General features: G+C 60.3%; 17 protein-coding genes. 14 read left to right on the top strand and 3 right to left on the bottom strand.

Going from position 1 to position 21,219, the window contains the following annotated elements; all coding sequences use genetic code 11:
* Nucleotides 1-52: 52 nt before the first annotated feature.
* Both Q0I65_RS08470 and Q0I65_RS08465 read right to left on the bottom strand, forming a co-directional pair.
* Nucleotides 53-1,342: a type II toxin-antitoxin system HipA family toxin gene (locus tag Q0I65_RS08470; protein ID WP_296062407.1), complete on the bottom strand. Its 1,290-nt coding sequence runs from the start codon at nt 1,340-1,342 to the stop codon at nt 53-55.
* A complete protein-coding gene (locus tag Q0I65_RS08465; protein ID WP_296062405.1) occupies nt 1,342-1,662 on the bottom strand; it encodes a helix-turn-helix domain-containing protein in 321 nt (106 codons plus the stop codon). The genes Q0I65_RS08470 and Q0I65_RS08465 overlap by 1 nt, the downstream gene beginning before the upstream one ends.
* Before the next feature lie 320 nt (nt 1,663-1,982).
* Between Q0I65_RS08465 and Q0I65_RS08460 the strand changes: the two genes are divergently transcribed.
* Both Q0I65_RS08460 and Q0I65_RS08455 read left to right on the top strand, forming a co-directional pair.
* On the top strand, nt 1,983-3,404 hold the full coding sequence (locus Q0I65_RS08460) for an MFS transporter (RefSeq protein WP_296062402.1): 1,422 nt from the start codon (nt 1,983-1,985) through the stop codon (nt 3,402-3,404).
* Between the two features lie 284 nt (nt 3,405-3,688).
* On the top strand, nt 3,689-4,300 hold the full coding sequence (locus Q0I65_RS08455) for a helix-turn-helix domain-containing protein (protein ID WP_296062399.1): 612 nt from the start codon (nt 3,689-3,691) through the stop codon (nt 4,298-4,300).
* Nucleotides 4,301-4,455: 155 nt separating this feature from the next.
* Here Q0I65_RS08455 and Q0I65_RS08450 read toward each other — a convergent pair whose 3' ends face one another.
* Complete coding sequence (locus Q0I65_RS08450) at nt 4,456-5,439, bottom strand: AEC family transporter (protein ID WP_296062395.1); 984 nt, start codon at nt 5,437-5,439, stop codon at nt 4,456-4,458.
* A gap of 404 nt (nt 5,440-5,843) precedes the next feature.
* Between Q0I65_RS08450 and Q0I65_RS08445 the strand changes: the two genes are divergently transcribed.
* From Q0I65_RS08445 to Q0I65_RS08390, 12 genes are all read left to right on the top strand, one after another.
* Nucleotides 5,844-6,542: an EthD family reductase gene (locus Q0I65_RS08445; protein WP_296062394.1), complete on the top strand. Its 699-nt coding sequence runs from the start codon at nt 5,844-5,846 to the stop codon at nt 6,540-6,542.
* A gap of 130 nt (nt 6,543-6,672) precedes the next feature.
* Entirely contained in the window at nt 6,673-7,986 is a 1,314-nt protein-coding gene (locus Q0I65_RS08440) for an MFS transporter (protein ID WP_296062391.1), read from the top strand.
* Between the two features lie 349 nt (nt 7,987-8,335).
* Entirely contained in the window at nt 8,336-10,435 is a 2,100-nt protein-coding gene (locus Q0I65_RS08435) for an FAD-dependent oxidoreductase (protein ID WP_296062388.1), read from the top strand.
* A 94-nt stretch (nt 10,436-10,529) separates the two neighbouring features.
* On the top strand, nt 10,530-12,590 hold the full coding sequence (locus Q0I65_RS08430) for an FAD-dependent oxidoreductase (protein ID WP_296062385.1): 2,061 nt from the start codon (nt 10,530-10,532) through the stop codon (nt 12,588-12,590).
* 159 nt (nt 12,591-12,749) lie between these two features.
* A complete protein-coding gene (locus Q0I65_RS08425) occupies nt 12,750-13,985 on the top strand; it encodes an OFA family MFS transporter (RefSeq protein ID WP_296062383.1) in 1,236 nt (411 codons plus the stop codon).
* A gap of 126 nt (nt 13,986-14,111) precedes the next feature.
* Nucleotides 14,112-16,067 carry an FAD-dependent oxidoreductase gene (locus Q0I65_RS08420; protein WP_296062381.1) on the top strand — a complete coding sequence of 652 codons (1,956 nt, stop codon included), beginning with the start codon at nt 14,112-14,114 and terminating at the stop codon, nt 16,065-16,067.
* A 160-nt stretch (nt 16,068-16,227) separates the two neighbouring features.
* Nucleotides 16,228-16,920 (top strand): EthD domain-containing protein, encoded by a 693-nt coding sequence (locus tag Q0I65_RS08415; protein ID WP_296062378.1) that lies wholly within the window; start codon nt 16,228-16,230, stop codon nt 16,918-16,920.
* 96 nt (nt 16,921-17,016) lie between these two features.
* Nucleotides 17,017-17,913, top strand: a complete 897-nt coding sequence (locus Q0I65_RS08410) for an SDR family oxidoreductase (RefSeq protein ID WP_296062375.1) — start codon at nt 17,017-17,019, stop codon at nt 17,911-17,913.
* A 114-nt stretch (nt 17,914-18,027) separates the two neighbouring features.
* Nucleotides 18,028-18,783: an SDR family oxidoreductase gene (locus Q0I65_RS08405; protein WP_296062374.1), complete on the top strand. Its 756-nt coding sequence runs from the start codon at nt 18,028-18,030 to the stop codon at nt 18,781-18,783.
* Between the two features lie 64 nt (nt 18,784-18,847).
* Nucleotides 18,848-19,597, top strand: coding sequence for an SDR family oxidoreductase (locus Q0I65_RS08400; RefSeq protein WP_296062372.1), 750 nt, complete (start codon nt 18,848-18,850; stop codon nt 19,595-19,597).
* A 27-nt stretch (nt 19,598-19,624) separates the two neighbouring features.
* Entirely contained in the window at nt 19,625-20,116 is a 492-nt protein-coding gene (locus Q0I65_RS08395; RefSeq protein ID WP_296062370.1) for a nuclear transport factor 2 family protein, read from the top strand.
* A 90-nt stretch (nt 20,117-20,206) separates the two neighbouring features.
* Nucleotides 20,207-20,944, top strand: a complete 738-nt coding sequence (locus Q0I65_RS08390) for an EthD domain-containing protein (protein ID WP_296062365.1) — start codon at nt 20,207-20,209, stop codon at nt 20,942-20,944.
* Nucleotides 20,945-21,219: the final 275 nt, after the last annotated feature.

The raw sequence follows: 21,219 nt of genomic DNA, 5'->3' as shown, positions 1-21,219 counted from the left end.
CTTCGTTTCGGGGGCTAAAGGCGTGGATCGTGAGTCTCGTAGCGACAAATAATTACAACCGCGCTTTCGCCTTCTTGCATAGTTGTGCAATAGGTTCCTCCATGTGCGATCTGAGCTCTTTTGCGGATGGGGCGGACGCAGTGCCCTTCAAGTGGTCGAACACTTCTGCAAGCTTAGCGGGAATGATGTCGGCATAGAGCGACATCAGCTCGGCGCAGCCTTCGGGGGTGATACCGACATCGTCCAAACGGGACTGCCTTACGAGCTTGCTCAGGTTGTTGGCCGTGATGCATCCAACTCGGTTTTCTCCGCCTATCGACATAGCGAGTTTCGGTGGCTTTGTCTTCCGCGTGCTGGGCTTTACGTAGGGAGCGATTGAAGCGACATCGTACATGGGTGCCAGCCGATGCCCCCCATTTGCTTCGAGCATGATGGAGTAATTCTTCGCGTGGGCATCGGTCGCGGCGATGAGGTAATTGAAAAAAAGCATTTGCAGAAAACCCGCTATGTTGTTTTGGGCTGTGCTGCCGGTGGACCTCAGAAGTTCGAGGACAGCGGTGCAGCCAGGGCCGCCAGAGTCGGTGTATTTGTTTTCCGGCAGGCATCCGAGCGCCTGACAGAGGTCTTCCTGATGCAACCGCTTCACGACGTTGTTGCTGGTTAGACGATCGTATCGCTCGATTACTATCGCGGGCTCGATTCCCCCTGCGCCTTCAAACTCATGGTACTCGACTTGGGCAGTGTTGACTCCGCAGGCTGCGGCAAGGCGCATGCATACATACTCGTTTAGGGCTTGATGGGAAAGTCCCCTTACGCCGCTTTTGAGAATGTGCGTGGTTGCTGCCGCGCCTTCGCAGGAGAACCATTTGCCGCCCTGTCTTCTGAGCGCGAATTTGCTCTGTTGGCCGCCAAGGCTCCAATGCTCGTTATTCGCGAGCCATCCAGAGCCTTCCTCGCGGCCAGCTGAAAGCCTCCGCGCGATTTCCGCATTGTCGATGGGGATGAGCTTCTCCTCTCGCGCTGCATTCCCTCCTGGCGGGCAGAATTGAACGGCACCGGGGCAGTCCAGGCCGATGACGCTCAAGAGTGCAAAGGGGTTGTTCGGTGAAACTTCTGCATTCGCGGCAACAGCTTTCCTTGCAGCCTGGTCTTCGGGGAGAAGGCCCCAGAGATACGGGCGCACGGTTTTGTCGCGGTAGGTTCGAGTCGACAGCGGCATTGCCGAGGAGAGCGGTACGCCTCGATATCCCTGAAGGTAGGCAAACGAAAGCTGGCCGGAGTTGTCTTGCGAGAGCATGCCAGCGTGCTCTCCCGAAATCAGCACGTCCAATTCTTCGCGCATCATTTTGCCTTTCCTGTGAGAATCGCTAGGGCGTCGAAGGTGTTGTCGCAATGCGGAGAGGCTTCGGTCGGCTTCGCGCCCAGTTCTACCTTTTGGGCCTTGAAACACGGAGGATCGCCTTTGTCTATTCGCAGGTCTAGCTCGAGCACTCCCAACACGGCAGTCAATTTGTCCAGTTGAACGCCAGGATTTTGACCCAGTTCCAGCGACCACAGACATCGCTTCGAGACTCCGGCTGCCTCGGCTACCTGCGCCTGGGTCAAACCGAGTTCTGCTCGGCGGTCCTTAATCGCATAGCCGATTTCAAGTGCGTCTATCACCAGTATTTCCTCTCGTTTGTCTGCGAAGAATGATGTATTCGCATAATTTTGCGACAATATTAACTCGCAAAATTATGCGAGTCAATAATTTCGCAATATTTTGCGAATTGGATAGAGCGCTCACACCTGTCGCGTCCCGTGTCGGCCTCGCCCGCCGCTCGCTGCCCCGCCGCGTTCCTCATCGGCCCTTACTGCCGCCCTTCCCTTACTTTGAGGTGAGTTCTTGTCCGCCGCGGGCTCGAAACCTATCGTAAACAGCAAACTCGGCATACTCGTCATCAATCTTTCCTGGGCGACTTCAAGGAAGCGAGGGCTCGTTCATGCAGGAATCGTCTTGTCGGCGCGACCGCGTCACCTTCTTCGTGGTGCTCGCAAGCGTCTTTGTGGCGAACTTGGCGTACAACATGCTCACGACCGCGCTTCCCTCGGTCATGGCCGATTTCGAGATCGATGCGATAGCGGGCCAGTTGCTCACGACGGGCTACGTGTATGCCTTGGGCGGCGTCAGCGCCATGATCGCGTTCTTTACGACCCGATACAGCATCCGCAACCTGTTCCTGGTGGCGATGGCGTTCTTCATCGCGAGCTGCGTGATCGCCGTATGCGCCCAGTCGTACCCGGTTCTCCTCGCGTCGCGCTTTTTGCAAGCGTGCGGCAACGGCGTCTTGATTCCGCTTGTGCAGTTGGTCGCCGTGGCGGTCTACCCTGAGGAAAGGCGCGGGTTCGCGCTCGGCCTTTCGGGGATGGTCATCGCGTTCGCCCCGGTCTTCGGCCCGACCATCTCCGGAATCGTGACGGACCTTTTGGGGTGGCGCGCGAACTTCGTCATGCTGGCATGCGCGGCGTCGGTTGCCTGGGTCGTCGCCTTCTTCACCATCCGCGATATCGGAACGCACTTCCCCGTGAAGCTTGACCCGCTCTCCTGCGCGTCGTTCGCAGGCGGCCTTACGTGCCTTCTGGTGGCGGTCTCGGTCGCCGAGCGCGAAGGCCTCGCCTCGCTTGGGTTCCTGCTTCCCGCAGCGGGAGCTGTGGCGTGTCTTGCCTTGTTCGTCGTTCGGCAGTTGAAGATTCCGAATCCGCTTCTGAAGCTTCGGCTGTTCAAGCGCAAGACGTTCGCGCTTGGCGTGATCCTCGCAGGGCTGGCCCAGATCGCCGTTTTAGCAGGTCCTTTGCAGGCATCGCTGTTCATGCAGAACGAGTGCGGGAACATGGCGCTCGCCGTCGGGTTCGTGCTGCTCCCCGGAGCCTTGGCGAACGCCTTTGCAAACACCCCGGCGGGCAGCTTCTACGACAGGTTCGGGATGGTTCCCTGCATGTCGGTGGGCCTGAGCCTGCTTGCGATAGGTTCAGGCATGTTCGTCGCGTTCGATTCGTCGGTTTCCGTCGTGTGGGTTGCGATCGCCCACGCTATCCGCATGATCGGGCTGGCGTTTCTCGTGATGCCCACGACGGCGTACTGCATGACGGGCTTGGATGATTCGGAGACTAAGCACGCGACGGCGATCATCAACGCCGTGCGCCAGGTCGTCGGGTCGTTGGGGTCGAACCTGCTTATCGCTTTGATGGCGGTAGTGACCCTGCGTTGGGCTCCGGCCGATGTCGCGGCAGCGGAGGGACTGTCCCTGCTCGGCTTCCACGTCAGCTTCGGTTTGCAGGCAGTGATTTTCGCGGTCCTGATCGTCGTGGTCGTGGCGACGATTGGTGGCAGCCGGGGGGAAGCGAACGGGGCGTCTTCGAACTAAGGCCTGAGTGCTCTCGCGAACCCGCCCGAAAAGGCGCATGTCCCACTTTCGTCCACAAACATGCGTGGCGCCATTGAGGGAGGAGGGCTGATTGACTCGTCTCGCTACCATATGACGGGCACCAACACTGGCCAATGACCTGCGCTTACAGTTTCAAAAATTGGTTTCAAAAATTTATCAGCCTCTCGGCAACAATTGCTTGACGACGGTTTGCCTTTAGCCTCATTTACGCTAGAATACCCAATTTGGAATTGCAAAATGCGCAATGCAAAGGAGGCTGCAACGTGCTTGAAAAAGAAGGGGACTTCAAGTCTTGCGCTCTTGGTTACACGATTTCCTTGCTGAAGGCAAAATGGGAACCGTATATCGTTTGGTATCTCGATCTTATGCCGAGCAAGAGGGCGGGGTACAGCGAGCTGCGCAAAGCGATTCCCTATGACCTTTCCCATAAGATGTTCATCCAGCACCTCGGGAAACTGGAAGATGCTGGCGTGGTGGAAAGAATCGTCACCGACACGAAGCCGCTGCGCGTCGACTACGCGTTGACGGAAAAGGGTGCGAGCTTCGCGAACGTCCTCGCGTTTTTGCGCGACTGGGGCTCTGTTTACGGGGACTTCTCCAATGATGTCGTCTTGCGTTCGAAGGGAACGAGGAAAGACGACTTCGTCATGTTCGGCCACCCCGAGGAAAAAGACGATCGCCTCGGCGGCGGGGACTGCATCCTCTGGTACATGAAGGGTTTCAGCGACTACTACAAGCCGCCGAAGATTGGGAAGGACGCCGCGCCTAAGAGCGGCGATGCCGACGCGCCTGCGGAGGATTTCCAGGACGCGTCTGCGCAGGAGCCTCAGGAGGCTACCCAGGAAGCGCCCGCGCAAACTTCGGCAGAAGCCTAAGGAGCTTGCCTACAGCGGCTTTCTCGCCTCGCGGCCCTTGCCAACTGATGTCCCGTTATGGGGACGGCAACGGTCGGGTGGCACTATAAAGCAAAACGGAACAGATGCTGACACCGGTCTCGGAGAAATCTGGGGCCGGCATCCTTGACGTGCGCCTAAGGCATTGCCATTACAGCTACGACCAGGGGAATAATAGCGAACGCGGCGGCTGTTGAGAGCACCGTGCCTTTGGCGGCGAGCATGGAATCGTGGCCGAACTGCTCGGCGAACGACGGGGCCAGCGCGCCGATTGGCATCGCGAACATGATGGTGAACACAACGACCAAAGACTCGTTGATTCCCAGGGCGCGAAGGGCGAACAGCAGGGTAACGGGCACGACGAGCTGACGGATGATGATGGTTGGGTACAGCCGTGCTTCCTTGACGATGGAGCCGAAGTCGGCCTCGGCGATGATCGAGCCGACGATCATCATCGCGATAGGGGAGGTGATTCCGCCTAAGGCTCCCATCGCGCTGGCCAAGACGTTGGGAATCTTGATTCCCAGAAGGAGCAGCGCGATCGCGACAAGGCAGGAGCCCATCGAGGGGTTGCAAATCGATTTCCAGGGGAGGTCTTTTATGCTGCCCGCCGCTTTCGACAGGAAGCCGTTGCGGCCCGTCTCTCGGTCGGAGCCGGTCTTTTTGCCGGCGAGGATCGCGAACCCTGCGCTGTACATGAAGAACGCCAGAACCATGACGAAGATGCTTGCGAACAGGGTGGTCTCGCCGCCGAACATGGACGAGATGATGGGAAGGCCGATGAAGGCGGTGTTGGTGCAGATGGCCATGAACAGGTAGAGCGAGCGCTGGTCTGGCGGCGTGCGGAGGACTACGTTGCAAAACCAGCCGCAAAGCAAAAGGAGCGCGAACTGGACGATGGCAAGCAGGAACGCCAGAAGGATCAAATCGGCGACCTGCGAGGCGTCGAGGTTGTTTCCCGACACGACAATCATGCAGGGCAACGTGATGTTGACGAGTATTTTCGTCAACTTCCCGCGCGTATCGGCATCGATGTAGCCGACGCGCGCGCAGACGAAGCCCATGCATGCGATCAAGATCAAGATGATCATTTGGGAGATGGCCCCGGAAATACTGCTCATGTGCTGAAAACTCCGATAACAAAAAACGATGGAAGGAAATGAAGCGGCCGGGAAGCGGCCTTGCGTTCTCAGCAAAATACGATAGGAAAAGTCGGTCCGGGTGACAATGACGCACTCCAAAGTAAGTCTTTTTCCGCGCGCCCGCGCACCTGCGCACCCGCGCAAAACACTTGTCAAGAGGGTCTTACCTTTGGGTGCGTACCTAACTTCGGGGTGCGTTCCTAACTTTGAAGTGCGTTCTTGAGGGAATGCCTCGATATGAACATTATGTGTAGAAGAAACCCAATTCAAGGGGTTTTCGGGACTGCGCTCGGAATGAACGGTCGATTACAGCGGTAGTCGGCAAAGCGTTAGGGGTCCGGGCGCGAACGCTCGAGTCAAGCCAATCAAGGAGGGTGATCGCTATGATCAGCAGGTGCGGATTGATGCGTAAGAAAGACGATATGAGCATGGAGGAGTTCCAGGAGTACTGGCTGGATGTCCATGGCCCTATCGCGGCGAAGATGGAACATCTGCGCCAGTATGACCAGCATCTCGTCATCGACAATGAGCATCGTCATCCTTTGGGCCAGGGCCCGATCGTCATCGACGGCTACTCCGAGCTCCAGTTCGACAGCTACGGCGACATGCTCGAGGGCGTCGCTTCCTTGAACGGCGAGGGTGCTGCCGATGTTGAGAAGTTCGCAGACCCCAACGTCAACCTTCTCGTCCTGGCGAAGCGCGAGGTCATCCGCATTCCCGAGCATCTGCGCGGCAAGGAGCTCATTCAGCGCGTGTCCTTCCTGGGCCGTGCGGACGGCGTGACCAGCGAGCAGTTCAAGTACGAGTGGTGGAACGTCCATGACCACATGGTCCAGACCGCGCCCGGTTGCTGCGGCTACAACCAGAATCTCGTCATCGATCGCATCGTCGGAGGCAAGTCGGTTTCCTACGACGAGCTTCCCGTCGAGGGCGTCGTCGAGATGTGGTTCGAGAACCAGGATGCGTTCGACGAGTTCTATGCCTCGCCTGAGTTCAAGCGCACCGCCCAGCACGGCTCGACCTTCATCGGCAAGATCAACACGTACCTGACCAAGACCTTCTCAGTGGTATCCCCTTCATAGTGAGTTGCTTGAGGCCCCCGCGCGACTCGGTTGCCGCGCGGGGCCCAAGCGGAGGAGCCATGAAAGGTTCCTCCGCCTTTCAAGCAAAAGGGGATTTCATCAACAACGCTAATCAAGGAAGGGGGAGAAAATGGGAGAAGTTGCAAAGAAGAAGACTTCGCTCGCCAAGGCGGTGTTCTCCGGTAGTCTCGGAAACATGCTGGAGTGGTTCGACTACGGTCTTTATGGCTACTTTGCGGTCATCATCTCAGCCGAGTTCTTCGCGGCAGAGGATCCCATCGTAGGTCTCCTGTTGAGCTTCATGACGTTCGCGGTGGGCTTTTTGGTCCGTCCGCTTGGCGGTATCCTCATCGGTGCGTATGCCGATAAGCATGGTCGAATCAAGGCTCTGACCCTGACGATTCTGGGTATGGGTATTTGCACCATGCTTATGGGTTGTCTGCCCACTTACCAGCAAATCGGAATCGCGGCGCCCATCCTTTTGACGGTGCTCCGCCTTGTCCAGGGCCTGTGCACGGGCGGCGAGTTCGGCTCTTCGCTCACGTTCATCTCCGAGTACGGCACGCCCAACAACCGCGCGTTCCTCGTGAGCTGGCAGCCGTTCAGCGTCGGCGTCGGCCTCATCATCGGTTCCACCTCTGGCCTCATCATCACGTCGATCCTGCCTACCGAGGCACTCTACGCCTGGGGCTGGCGCATCCCGTTCATCTGCGGCATCCTGATCGCCATCTACGGCGTGTACATGCGCCGCAACGTACCCGACTCGCCTGAGTTCCAGAAGCGCAAGGCCGAGCAAGAGGCCGCTGGCGTCGAGGCCAAGGTCAAGATCCCCTTCAAGGACCTGTTCGTCGGCCACTTCGCCTCCATCATGGCGGTCATCCTGCTGCTCGCCGGCGCATCCACGAGCTACTACCTGCTGATCACCTACATGCCGACCTACATTTCCCAATTCGTCGGCACGTCGATGTCCGATGCGTTCGCCGTGAACACCTCGGTTCTGGCAATCTATCTCATCCTATGCCCGTTCGCTGGCAAGATCGTCGACAAGATCGGTCGCCGTCGCGGCCTGATCATCGGCTCCATCGGATTTTTGATCTTCACCTATCCGGTGTTCTTCATCTTGATTCAGCACACCAACCCCGCGATCATGATCGCCTTGTTGGGCATCCTCGTTGCCTGCCAGACGCTCATCGCCGTCGGCAACGCCGTCGTCTCGACCGAGATTTTCCCCACCGAGCTCCGCAGCAGCGGCGTTGGCTTCGCGTACAACCTGTCTGCCGCAGTCTTCGGCGGCCTGGCGCCTCTGGCTGCCACCGCTTTGATCGCGGCTACGGGAAACCAGATTTCCATCGTCTGGTTGATTATGGGCGCCATCCTTATCACGCTCATCACGTCTGTGTTCTTGCTGAAGCGCTTCTACGGCAAGGACGGTAAGGTCAAGTAGCCCGACTCCCTCCAGAAGGCCGGCGCGCTCGTTTGCGGGCGCCTCGGCGAAGCGCGGGAGACTTGCCCCTCCCGCGCTTTTTAATGACAAATCAACGTGGTCTCAGCGTTTCAGCCGAGTGTTCGCCGCCCGTCCGTATTCCGCTTTGCTGCGGAGGCGAAAAAAGCGGTCAGCTTACCGAAAAGTAAGCGATGACCTCACCTTTTGGTAAGAAGCGCACTTTGGAGTGCCTTCTTCTCTCGGCTCGGGTTCTCCGTAAAAATATTAGGTGTACGGACGATTCGAAACGTTTAACGGTTGAGATCGAAGAGTTGTCGGCCAGGGGGCCGACGGAGGAGTGAGGAAGAAGATGGGAGCCTACGATAAGCTTTTGGAACCGATCAAAGTCGGTTCTCACACTTGGAAGAATCGAATTGTCAAAGCGCCTTCATCCGCGATGTCTTGGGGCCCGAACCAGGCCTGCAACGATGTCATCATCGGTCTCGATGAGGCGATGGCCAAGGGCGGCGCCGGTGCGATCATCCTCGGCGGAATGATCTCCGACGATCCCTCGATGCTCATCGACGACAACGCCGGCGGTGTCTACACCGTCGAGACCTACCCGGTCGGCGGCCTCTACGACGACAGGTTCATCCCGGGCCTCACTAAGCTCGCCGATGCTTGCCATGCCCATGGCTGCGAGCTGATCGCCCAGATCTTCCAGAACGGCGCGGCGATTAAGACCATCGGGGGAGCTTGGTGCTCGTCTACCCTGACCGAGGAGGAGCTTCCTAGCCCCGCCCCGTATTGCCATCCTACGCGCGGCCTTTCCCTCGAGGAAATCGAGGAGTGGAAAGAGCGCTACTTCGCCGCCGCAGAGCGCGCGAAGAAGGCGGGCCTTGACGGCATCGAAGTGCATGCCGCCAACGGCTATTTCCTGCTGAGCTTCGCTTCCCGTGTTTGGAACCATCGCGATGACCAGTACGGTTGCCAGACCATCGAGAACCGCACCCGCCTGCAGTGCGAGATCATCCGCGGCGTCAAGGAGCGCTGCGGCGAGGACTTCATCGTCGGCGTACGCACGAACGGCCAGGAATTCTGCCATCCCGACGCCATCACCATCGAAGAGGGCGTCGAAATCGCGAAGTGCTACGAGGCCGCAGGTGCCGACTACATCAGCGTGACCGGCTACGGCTACGGCCCGGTGCCGATGCAGTTCGCGGTCGACTACTGGCAGTATCCCGCCGCCGATCCCGAGATGAAGCAGTTCCTTCCCCGCCTCGATGGCGAAGGCCTGGTCATCCCCCCTGCGGAGGCCATCAAGAAGGCCGTGAGCGTCCCCGTCTTCGGCGTTGGCTTCGCAACCCCGGAAAAGGCTGAGTCCGCCCTCGAGAAGGGCATGGTCGACCTTGCCCAGTTCGCGCGCGCCCTTTGGGCCGACCCCGATCTTCCCAACAAGCTCGCGGAAGGGCGTCCCGAGGACATCCGCCGCTGCAACCACTGCTCGACGTGCGACCAGCTTCGCATGAACGAGCGCGTGAAGCGTCGCTGCCGCGTCAACCCCGCTTTCCTGCGCGAGACGGAGCTCGTCTCCACCCCCGCCGAGGTCAAGAAAAAAGTCCTCGTCGTGGGCGCAGGCGCGGCCGGCCTCGAGGCGGCACGTGTCGCCGCCGAGCGCGGTCATGAGGTGACGCTGTGCGAGAAGGAATCCATCCTCGCGCTGGAGCTCAACCTCGCGACCATGGTCAAGGGCACCGTATGCGAGAACGTCCCCGCCCTCATCGACTGGCTGACCGGCCAGGCGAAGAAGACCCCGGGACTGACCATCAAGATGAAGACCGAGGTCACGCCCGAACTCGTGCGCAGCATGGCTCCCGACGCCATCGTCGTGGCAACGGGCGGCAAGTACGGCGTGCCGGACATCCCGGGCATCGATCTGGGCATCGTCTCGACCGTGCCCCAGCTCACGAAGCTTGCGGCTAAGCCCTTGAAGCTCTTCGGTGCGAGCGCCATCAACAAGCTCTCGCAGATCGCCCTTCCCGGCATCGGCAAGAACTGCATCGTCATCGGCGGCCAGATCGAGGGCGTCCAGGGCGCAATCTTCTTGCACAAGCGCGGCAAGAACGTCACGATCCTCGAAGACCTCGAGACTGTCGGCGAGGGGCTGCCCCCGCGCTACCGCACCCGTTCGCTGAAGTACTTGGACGACAACGGCATCGAGATCACGACCGGCGTCGAGTTCAAGTCCATCGACAAGCGCGGCATCACCTATGTGAAGGACGGCGAGGAGCGCTATATGAAGGCCGACAGCATCCTGGTCTTCAAGTCCCCCGACAAGAACCTCGCGCTCTACGATCGCTTGAAGGACCTGGCGCCTGAGGTGTACGCAATCGGTGCATGCCAGGGTTCCGACAGCTCGCTCATGGTCGATGCCGTGAGCCAAGGAAGGGTAATCGGACTGAAGCTCTAACCCCTAATTGAGTGGCCTTGGCGGTCCCCTCGCTTATATCCGCCAAGGCCCTTCCCCTTCGAAATTGGCTACGCATGAAATGAGGAGCGTTCTGGTGAACAAGTACGAAACACTTCTTTCGCCAATCGAGATTGCCCCTAACTTCGTCATGAAGAACAGGATGATCAAGGCGCCGCAGTCCTCGTGGCGTTGGAATCTCGACAACACCGCTGATGGCAGCGATGCGTTGGCGATGTATGAGAATATGGCCGCAGGCGGCCTGGCCGCGATCAACGTGGCGGCTATCCTTTGGGAGCCTGCACCTGGTATCTATCTGGGCGCGTACGACGACAAGTTCGTGCCCGGCATGAAGGAACTCACCGCGGCGATCCACAAGCACGATTGCCTCGCCATCGGGCAGCTTCACCACATCGGCCCCTCCGGCGGGCTCGGCCCCAACGGCGAGCTGCCCGTCGGTGCGTCTTCCCTGACCGCCGACGAGATTCCGGTTCCCGCACCGTGGTGCCATCCCACTCGAGGCCTTTCGGTTGACGAGATCCACGAGGCGCAGCGCAAGCAGATCGAGGCGGCCGTTCGTCTGAAGGAAGGCGGCTTCGACGCAGTCGAGGTGCACATTGCCCACGGCTACTTCTTGAACAGCTTCGTGAGCCCCTTGTGGAACAAGCGCGACGACGAGTACGGTTGCCAAAACATTGAGAACCGCACGCGTATCGTGTGCGAGATTATCCGCGGCATCCGCGAGGCGTGCGGTCCCGACTTCGTCATCGGCTGCCGTCTGAACGGCCGTGAGTTCCACCCCACCAAGGTGGGCATCACGCCGGAATGGGCTGCCGACAACGCGAAGGCGTTTGTCGAGGCCGGCGCCCAATACATCAGCGTCGCGGGCTACGGATACGGGCCCACCCCGTTCCGTTACTGCCCCGACTACTTCGCCTACCCCGAGCCCGACGAGTTCATGGAGCCGTTCATGGACGAGTACCACGACATGGGCTTGTGGACCGCGGTGGTCAAGACCATCAAGGACGCTGTCGACGTTCCCGTCATGACCGCTGGTCGTATGGACGAGGACCTCGCCGAGCGCGTTCTTGAAGACGGCGACGCGGATATCATCGCGCTTGGCCGCACGCTTTGGGCCGACCCGCATTTCGCGCGGAAGGTCGCCGAGGGCCGAACCGACGAGATCATGCACTGCACCCGTTGCGCGAGCTGTGAGGACCCGGTCACCCAGCCCCGTATTTGCCGCGTGAACCCCACGCTTGGCCAGGAGCGCCAGCTTGCAGCGAAGCCTGCCGAGACCAAGAAGCGCGTCATGGTCGTCGGCGGCGGTCCTGCTGGCATGGAGTGCGCGCTGACCCTCGTCGAGCGCGGTCACGACGTTACCATCTACGAGAAGACGGGCGCTCTGGGCGGGCGCACCAAGCTCGCCGCGATGATCAAGAGCGGCGGCTGCGAAGAGGTCATGCACATCTTCGACTACCTGACGACCATGATCGAGAAATCCGACGTCAAGGTCAGCCTGAAGACGGAAGTCGACGAGCGCCTCATCCGCAAGGTCGCCCCCGATGCCGTCGTCGTCGCGAACTCGTCGCCGTACTTCATCCCCGACATCCCGGGCATGAACCGCAAGAACGTGTTCACCATCCCGATGATGAGCAAGCTCGCGCAGGTTCCGATGAAGATGTTCGGACCCGACAAGCTCGCCTCCATGAGCGAGAAATTCTTCCCCGTGGGCAAGAAGGTTCTCATCTGGGGCGCGGGCGCGGAAGGTGCGCAATGCGCCGAGTTCATGCGCAAGCGCGGCAAGGAGATCGTCCTCGTTGCCGAGAACGACGACATCGGCGGCATGATCCCGCTGAAGTATAAGGAGCGCATCCTGCCCTGGTTCGAGCGCAAGAACGTCCAGATCGTCCGCAACTCGACGGTCGTGGAGTTCACTAAGAAGGGCGCCATCGTTCGCGGAGCGGACGGCTCCGAAGAGCTCATTGCATGCGATTCCATGATGGTCATGCTCCCCGAGGAGCGCGACCCGGAGTTCTTCGACATGGTTCGCTCGATCGTGCCCGAAGCGTACGAGATCGGCTCCACGCTCGGCGGGGAGAACGCGTTCTTCAAGCACGCGTTCGCCGATGGTCGTCGCGTAGGGTGCTTGATTTAAGGCATCATCCCGCGTCTCGCCGTGTCGGGGGTACTGATTCGGCGAGCCGCGGAGTGCATGGGGAAACCGAAGTGTTCCGACGTTGAAAGGGGAGATGCTTCTTTAGGGGTCGGTTTCTCATCTATTAATATGTTTTAGTTGTCTACAAGGAGGATGACAATGTCTCAGAAAACTGCGCGCCGAGGGGTTATGCTTATCTGCGCGGCACTCTGTGGTGCACTCACCGCTTCTCTGAACTGCTGGAGCGTTTTCCAGAAGCCGCTTATGGCAGCCTACGGTTGGTCTCCGCAAGAGGTTTCCTTTGCTTATACCCTGGTTATCGCCCTCATCGGCGTTTCCGGCCCCATCGGCGGCTGGCTGCAGCGCCGCTGGTCTGCAAGCACGATCATGACCATCGCCGGCGTCGGCTTCGGCCTCGGCTGGTTCCTGACCGGCTTCGCGAGCAGCATTCCTGTGCTGTACGTGACCTTCGGCATTCTGGTCGGCGTGTGCGACGGCGTTGCGTACAATCTCTCGCTTGCGGTATGCACCCGCTGGTATCCTGACAAACGCGGCTTCGCGAACGGCATCGCTTTGGCCATCATGGCTATCTACCCGCTGTTCACCGCTCCGATCGCCAACATGCTCATCGAGCAGTTCAACGTTTCTCTCTGCTTCAACATCGTCGGCATCTTCTGCATCGTGTGCTTCATCATCCTGGCTCGCGTTCTGAAGCTTCCTGCCGCTGACTACAAGCCCGAAGGCTGGGAGCCGCCCGTCGAGGTCGTCGACTCCAAGGTCAAGAGCTACACCTCTCCCGAAATGCTCAAGACCCCGTTCTTCTGGGTTATGCTTCTCTTCTTCGGTATGGTCGGCTGCACCGGTGTCACGATGCTCTCCACCGTCTCGCTGATCGGTCAGACGCAAGCTGGCATGGACGCTGGCATGGGCGCCCTCATGGTCGGCATCTTCGGTATCGCCAACGCTATCGGTCGTGTGGGCCTCGGCGCTATCTCGGACAGGTTCGGTCGCTTCCAAACCATGTTCGGTGCCGTTGCCGTCACCGCGGTAATCCATCTGTTCCTGTACTCGAGCGCTAACACGCCGATGGTGTTCATCGTCGAGTCCTGCGTGCTCGGCATTTGCTTCGGCGGCATCATGGCCATCATGCCTTCCCTGAACGCCGACGCCTTCGGTCCTGGCAACATGGGTCAGAACTACGGCTTCATGTTCATCGGCTACACCCTGGCTTCCTTCATTGGGCCCCAGGTTGCCGCTAACGCCCTCGCCACCACCGGCAGCTACAGCTCCGCATTCCCGATCCTCGGTGTTCTCTGCATCGTCGGTATCGTCCTGCTCGCCATCGCCCTGTTCTTCTTCAAGAGGATGAAGGCCAAGGAGCAGGCCTCTGCCTAAGCTGCGCAAACGTACGTAGTATGAGGTAGACAAGCTTTCAACAGGGGCCGAGCCTATGTTTGGCCCCTGTTCTCTATTTCGCCCGGAAGTGCTTTCGGGCGCAGGTTCGATGCGGGGGTGCGTGACATGGGGAACTTCGACAATCTGCTTTCCTGGGGGCGTATCGGGACGCTGACGCTTAAGAATCGCATGATCGCGACGGCGGCAGTCACCGATATGGCGGGCGAGGACGGCTTACCGACCGAGCAGTTCGTCTGTTTCCACGAGGAGAAGGCGCGCGGTGGATGGGGCCTTGTGATCACCGAGAACTACGCGATCGTCCCCGAGGGAAAGACCCATGTGCGCCTTCCCGCACTGTGGGACGATTCCCAGATCGCGCCCCATGCCGAGTTCGTGCGCCGCATCCACGAGGCGGGCGGGACCATCGGTGCGCAGCTGTTCCATCCCGGGCGCGTTGCAAACCCCGCCTTTGCGGGTGAGCACCTCATGGGGCCCTCGCCGCTTCGCGACCCGACGGCGCAGAACACGCCGCGCGAAATGAGCCGCGACGACATCCGCTTCGTGGTGAACGCATTTGCGCAAGCGGCGCGCCGCGCGAAGGAGGCGGGCTTCGACCTAGTCGAGATCCACGGCGCTCACGGGTATCTGATCAACGAGTTCCTCTCGCCCGCCTGCAACAAGCGATGTGACGAGTACGGGGGAACCCTCGAGAACAGGGCTCGCTTCGCGCTCGAGGTCGTAGGCGCCATCCGCGACGCCGTCGGCCCCGATTTCCCGATTTCGTTCCGCTTCAGCGCCTGCGACCACGTACCGGGAAGCAATGGCGCGTACGAGACGAGGGCCCTTGCCCGAATGATAGGGTCCTCAGGTATCGACCTGCTCAACATCTCCCAAGGGGTGCCCGCATCGCGCGGTGTCATCACGCCGCCCGCCGCGATCCCGCCCGCCTTCTACGCAGCTTCCGCCTGCAAGCTCAAGGAGGTCGTCGATGTGCCGATCGCGGTGGTCGGCCGGATTTCCGACCCTGCCATCGCCGAAGAGCTCATCGCATCGGAGGCTACCGATTTCGTGGGCATGGGGCGCTCGTCTTTGGCCGACCCGCAGTTTCCGCTGAAGGTGGCGCAGGGTCGCCCCGAGGACATCATCCCGTGCATCGCGTGCTTGCGCGGCTGCGCGGGCGAGAGCCGTCGCGGGCATGCGGTGCACTGCGCGCTCAACCCCCGTACGGGCCGCGAGGCCGAGTACGCGGAGCGCTTTGACTTGAGTGAGGGCAAGCTGCCCGAAGCGAAAAGCGTCATGGTGATCGGCGGCGGCATCGCCGGCATGGAGGTCGCGCTCGTGGCTGCCGCGAGGGGCCATATCGTCGACCTGTACGAGGCGGGGGATAAGCTCGGCGGGCAATGGCGCCTGGCCGCGGTGCCCCCGGGAAAGCAGCTGCTCGCGTCGTTTGCGTCGTGGCAGGTCCGCCAGATCAAGAAGGCGGGTGTGCGCGTCCACCTCAACGAGAAAGTGACGGCCGATGCGGTCGTTGCGGCTGCGCCCGATGTGGCCGTCGTCGCGACGGGAAGCGCTCCTTTCATACCGCCGATTCCCGGCCTTGCGGAATCGCCGCTTGCCGTAGGCGCGTGGGACGTGCTTGCGGGCACCGCGGCCGTCCGGGGAAAGGTGGCGGTTTTGGGAGGCGGTCAGGTCGGCGTGGAGACCGCTGAGTTCCTTGCGGAGCAGGGATTTCGGGTCACCATCATCGAGGCCGCATCCGCGATCGCCTCCGACGCGGAGCCGATTCCGCGCAGCTGGTTGCTTGCCCACCTCGATGAGCTGGGCGTTTCGGTTCGAACCGAAACGAAGGTGGTCGAGGTGTCCGACACGGGCGTCCACGCCGAGCACTGCGGCGTCACCTCGAAGCTCACCGGGTTCGATACGCTCGTGACGGCGTTCGGGTCGCGCAGCGAGGCCTCCCTTGTCGAGGAAATCCCTGCAGCGGGCTTTGGCGGCAGGGTGCTTGCGGTGGGGGATGCGCTCTGCGTGACCGATGCGTTCGATGACCTCCTCAGCGCGTACGAGGCCGCCTGCACTATCTAGGTCAAGTAGAATTGTCCGACTGATTCAACGCCTTACTGAAAGGTAAGGCGCGCACTTTCAAGTGCGTTCTTGGCGTTGCCCGAAAGCCGTAGGAAACTTGGAGGCAGAGGGCATAGAACTAAAGCATATGCTGAAGATTCATTGTAGAAAGGGGAACCAAATGATTTCGAGAATCAGCTTGCTGAAGGGTAAGGAAGGCGTTTCCGAGGAGGATTTCCGCAATGCGCTCGTAGAGGGGTTTAAGGCTATCGCAGGGGAAATGCCTACCCTGGTAAAGTGCGAGGTCAACGTGGTTACTGACCGCCAGCAGCGCTCTTGGGCCGGCCGCGGCAGCGTCGACATCGATGGCTTCGTCGAGATGTATTTCGACAGCTATGGCGATATGAACGAGGCTCTTGAGGCCAAGGGCGAAGCGATCGCCGAGCTTTACGCGAAGGTCGCCGAGGCTCCGGTTTCCGAGTTCGTCTCCGTGAAGAAGGTCGACACTCCGGTTCCCGCTTACTTGCAGAAGAAGGGCCCGATCAAGCGCGTATCTTTCTGCGACCGCAAGGAAGGCGTGGACGCGATGACGTTCCACACCGAGTGGTGGTACACCCACTCCCTGCTCGTGAAGCACATGACCGGTTACTGCGGCTACAACCAGAACCTCGTCGTCGACCGCCTCGTCGACGGCAAGCATGTGGGCTACGAGGAGCTTCCTTTCGAGGGCATGGTTGAGTTCTTCTTCGAGGACATGGACGCCTTCGACGAGTGCTACGGCACCCCCGGCTTCGAGCGCCGCGCAAGCCCGCACGCTGCCGAGTTCATCGGTACCGTCACCACGTACTTCGTCGATCCTATCGTCGTCAAATAGGTTGATTCGCTACAGCCGCGTTGCACGCACGTGTAGCGCGGCTGCGTTTTCTCTCAACAAGCAACTCATTAAACATAACGTCACAAGGAGGACGGAATGAAATCCGAACGCGCAGCATTCTTTGATGAGGCGATCGTCTCCGGCCCGGGCCAGAAGGAGTTCGAGGAGCGCATCTACGCCGAGTCCCAGGCCAAGCACTGGCCTCGCGTCCCTGAGGGAACCGGTAAGTTCGACGGCCAGGTCGCCATCGTGACGGGCGCCGCCGGCGGCCAGGGCGAGATCGAAGCCAAGATGTTCGCGCAGCAGGGTGCGAAGGTCTACATGGTCGACGTCGTCGAGGAAGGCCTGAAGCGCGTCGAGGCCAACATCCTCGCTGATGGCGGCGAGGCCGTCGCGGTTGTCATGGATGTCGCCGACGAAGAGGGCTGGCAGAATCTCGTCGCCCGCATCAAGGAAGAGTGCGGTCGCCTCGATGTTCTCGTCAACAACGCCGGCATCTGCCAGAACGGCAGCGTTCTTACCGAGACCCGCGAGTCGCTCGAGCGTATCATGGACGTCGACTGCTGGGGCGTGTTCAACGGCATGCACTACTGCGCGCCCTCCATCATCGAGTCCGGCGGCGGCGCGATTGTGAACACCTGCTCCTATCAGGGCACTCACTTCGGTCCCGGCAACTTCGTCGGCTACGCGATGGCGAAGGCCGCCGCGATGGGCATGACCCGCGCGGCCGCAACCGACCTCGGCGCCCTGGGCGTTCGCGTTAACTCGGTCAACCCCGGGCTCATCCTCTCCGGTATGACGCTTCCCCGCGGCCAGAACCGCAAGGGCCTTTGCGACGCGTCCTCTCTGAAGCGCTACGGTATGCCCGAGGAGATCGCGTCCGTTGTCCTGTTCCTCGCTTCAGACGATGCGAGCTTCATCAACGGCGAGTTCATCTCCGCCGACGGTGGCGCCACCACGTATCTCCATCTCGCGACCGCGGACAAGAACTAGCAAAACAGCAAGGAGCCTCTTCTTTCGGAAGGGGCTCCTTCCACAAATCATATCGGAGTAAACAATGAAGGCGAGTTTCGGGGGAATGCTTGTCGAAGGGGACGATGATTGATTATGGCAAGATTTGACGGAAAAGTCGTTGTAGTGACCGGTGCGGCGAACGGAATCGGCCGCGGTATGGTCGAGCGCTTCCTCGAGGAGGGCGTCGAGGCCGTCGTGGCCGTCGACCTCGAGGAGACGACCCTTGAAGAGGTGTACGGGCAGGAGCCGCGTGTGCGCAGGTTCGCCCTCGACATCAGGGATTTCGACGCGGTTCATGCGATGGTCGACGCAGCGGTGGAAGAGTTCGGCCGCATCGATATCCTCATGAACAACGCGGGCATCTCCATCAAGGACAACGACAAGTACGGCATGCTCAATTGCCCGAAGGAAGCATGGGATAAGGTCATCCTGACCAACGTGTGCGGCACGTTCTACGTCGCCCAGGCCGTCGCCCAGGCGATGGTCGCGAAGGGCACGAAAGGCGTGATCATCAACACGTCGTCCAACACCTTCCGCTTCATCCCGAAGTACCTTGGCGCATACCCCGCGTCCAAGGCCGCCATCACCATCTTCACGAAACAGTTCGCCAAAGAGCTCGCTGAGTACGGCATTCGCGTGAACGCTTTCGGGCCAGGCACCGTCAAGACCCGCATGAGCGAGCCGACGCGCCTGAACCCCGAGATGAACGAGGCGTTCCTCAAGGCGATCCCGACGCATCGCTACGGCGAGATTCACGAAGCGGTGAGCCTGGGCCTTTTCCTCGCGTCCGACGAAGCGTCGCTTCTGCTCGGTGAGACTGTTTTCGCAGACGGAGGTCAAAGCCTCTAATCGACTGTTCGAACGCCTGAGATGCACATCGATTTGAGGTATCGAATACGACAGGAGACTACCCATGGAAATGCAGAGATTTGTCGATAAGGTTGCGCTTGTCACCGGTGGCGCCAACGGCTTCGGCCGCGGCCTGACCGAGCAGCTCGTCAAGGAAGGCGCCAAGGTCGTCATCTTCGATATCGAAGACGACACGATGGAAGAGGTCTTCGGCGACAACGACGACGTCGTGTGCATGCACTGCGACGTGCGCGATTACGACCGCGTTCAGGAATGTGTGAAGGAAATCATCGAGCGCTTCGGCCGCATCGACATCCTTATGAACAACGCCGGCACGGTGTGCAGGCAAAGCTTTCTCGAGTGCACCAAGGAAGGCTGGCTCGAGGTTATCGATACCAACCTGAACGGCGTCTTCTACGTCGCCCAGGCGGTAGCGCGCACCATGGTCGAGCTTGGCGTCCAGGGCCATATCCTAAACGTCAGCTCCAACAGCTCCCGCACCACCATCAGCAACGTCACCCCGTACCCGCCTTCGAAGTCCGCGGTGAAAATGCTCACGCAGACCATGGCGCGCGAGCTCGCCGAGTACGGCATCCACGTGAACGCGATCGCCCCCGGCACGTCCCTCACGCGCATCACTTTGGGCACGCGCAACGACCCAGAGCGCAACGCCGCGTTCCTCGCCAAGATGCCGTTCCATCGTTACGGCGAGATTCGCGAGATGGTCGATGTCTCGTTGTTCCTCTGCTCGGAGGCGGCATCGTTTATCACTGGCGAGACCATCTACGAAGACGGCGGATTCAACCTGCAATAACCGGCCCTCGTTCGAAAGGAGCGTCCGATGACGACTTTGGAAGAGCTCGAGAAGCGCATCGCCGCACAGGAGGACTTGCGCGCGATCGAGCGTTTGCAGGCGAACTATTGGGATTATCTCGACGCCAAGAATTGGGAAGGCCTGCGCTCGATTTTGGTTGAGGACTTCGTGTTCATCAACAACACGACCGGTGGTCGCTACGAGGGCCGCGAGGGCATGCTCTCCACAATGGAGGGGAAGTTCTGCGATGGGGTCATCTCGAGCCACCAGGGGCATCACCACTGGGTCGAGCTCGTCGACGAGACCCATGCCATTTCCCACTGGTCGCTCGAAGACGACTTGTACGACTCGAAGCACGGCGGCGAGTTCGTCGGGCGCGCGCACTACGACAATAAGTACGTGAAGATCGACGGGCGCTGGTACTTCGAGGAGATGTCGCTCACCTACCTGCGCGGGAAGGGCGAGATCAAGAAGCTCGCGGACGATTGCGCGAACGCTTACAAGGTTTTCATGATGTAGGAAACTCGGGCCGCGCGGGCGCTGCCGTCGGCGCGGCTTCCTACTGTTGCTAGCCCCATCGGGGGTGGCTTTGCCCATAAAGGAGGAAACATGATCGTCCGTTGCGGACTTTTGAAGAAGAACGACAACCTGACCGACGAGCAGTTCGCCGAGCATTGGCTGAACGTTCACGGCCCCATCGTCGCCGACATGAAGAACGTGCGCGCTTACAAACAGAACGTGGTCATCGACCGCGAGCATCGCCATCCCATCGGGGGCGGCAGCGTCGACATCGACGGCTTCTCCGAGATGCACTTCGACGACTTCACCGCCATGCTCGACGGTGTGTCGTCTATGGACCAGGAAACCGGCAATGCCATGCTCGAGGATGCCGAGAAGCTTTTGTCCAAGCGTCTGTGCGACATCGTCGTGTTCGATCGCCGCGTCGTGCGCGAGGTTCCCGAATATCTGCGCAATCGCGACGATATGATTCACCGCGTTGCCTTCATCCGTCGCTCCGAGAACGTCTCCGCTGCCGAGTTCCAGCGTGAGTGGTGCTACGCGCATGCCAAGCTCGTCGAGGCGTGTCCCGGCCATGCTGGCTATGCCCAGAACCTCGTCATGGCCCGCTATGTGGACGGCAAGCCCGCAACTTACGACGAGCTGCCCGTCGACGCTATGGTGGAGTTCTACTTCGAGAACTGGGACGCGTTCAATTGCTTCTATGCATCGGAGGAGTTCAAGCGCCTCTCCGCGCACGGTGCGGGCTTCATCGGCTCCATCGATACGTACCTCGTGCAGTCGCACACCGTCGTCGAACACCCCTCCGACGGCGGCTACTGGCTGTAAGGCATTGCGACCCTGTCCGGGGTCGCAAGGAGAAAGCGGGCCACGTGCCCGCTTTTCTTTTGCCGTAGCTCGGGGGCGGCGGGCTTTGGGGGCAAACTGCGGAGTTAATGCGCCCTCGGGGGCGGGCTTCGGGGTCCGCTTCGTCACGCGAGGTTTGCTCCCTATGAGGTTGAGACATTTGGTGCGTGATGAAGCGGAAACGATCAACCAGGGCAATTTCGCGAAATACCCTCCGCCGTGGACAAATAACGGCGATATGCGAGTCAAGATGGCTT

This window comes from uncultured Ellagibacter sp. (genome assembly GCF_934643285.1).
GTDB lineage: Bacteria > Actinomycetota > Coriobacteriia > Coriobacteriales > Eggerthellaceae > Ellagibacter.
This window is presented reverse-complemented; position numbering and strand designations above follow the sequence as displayed.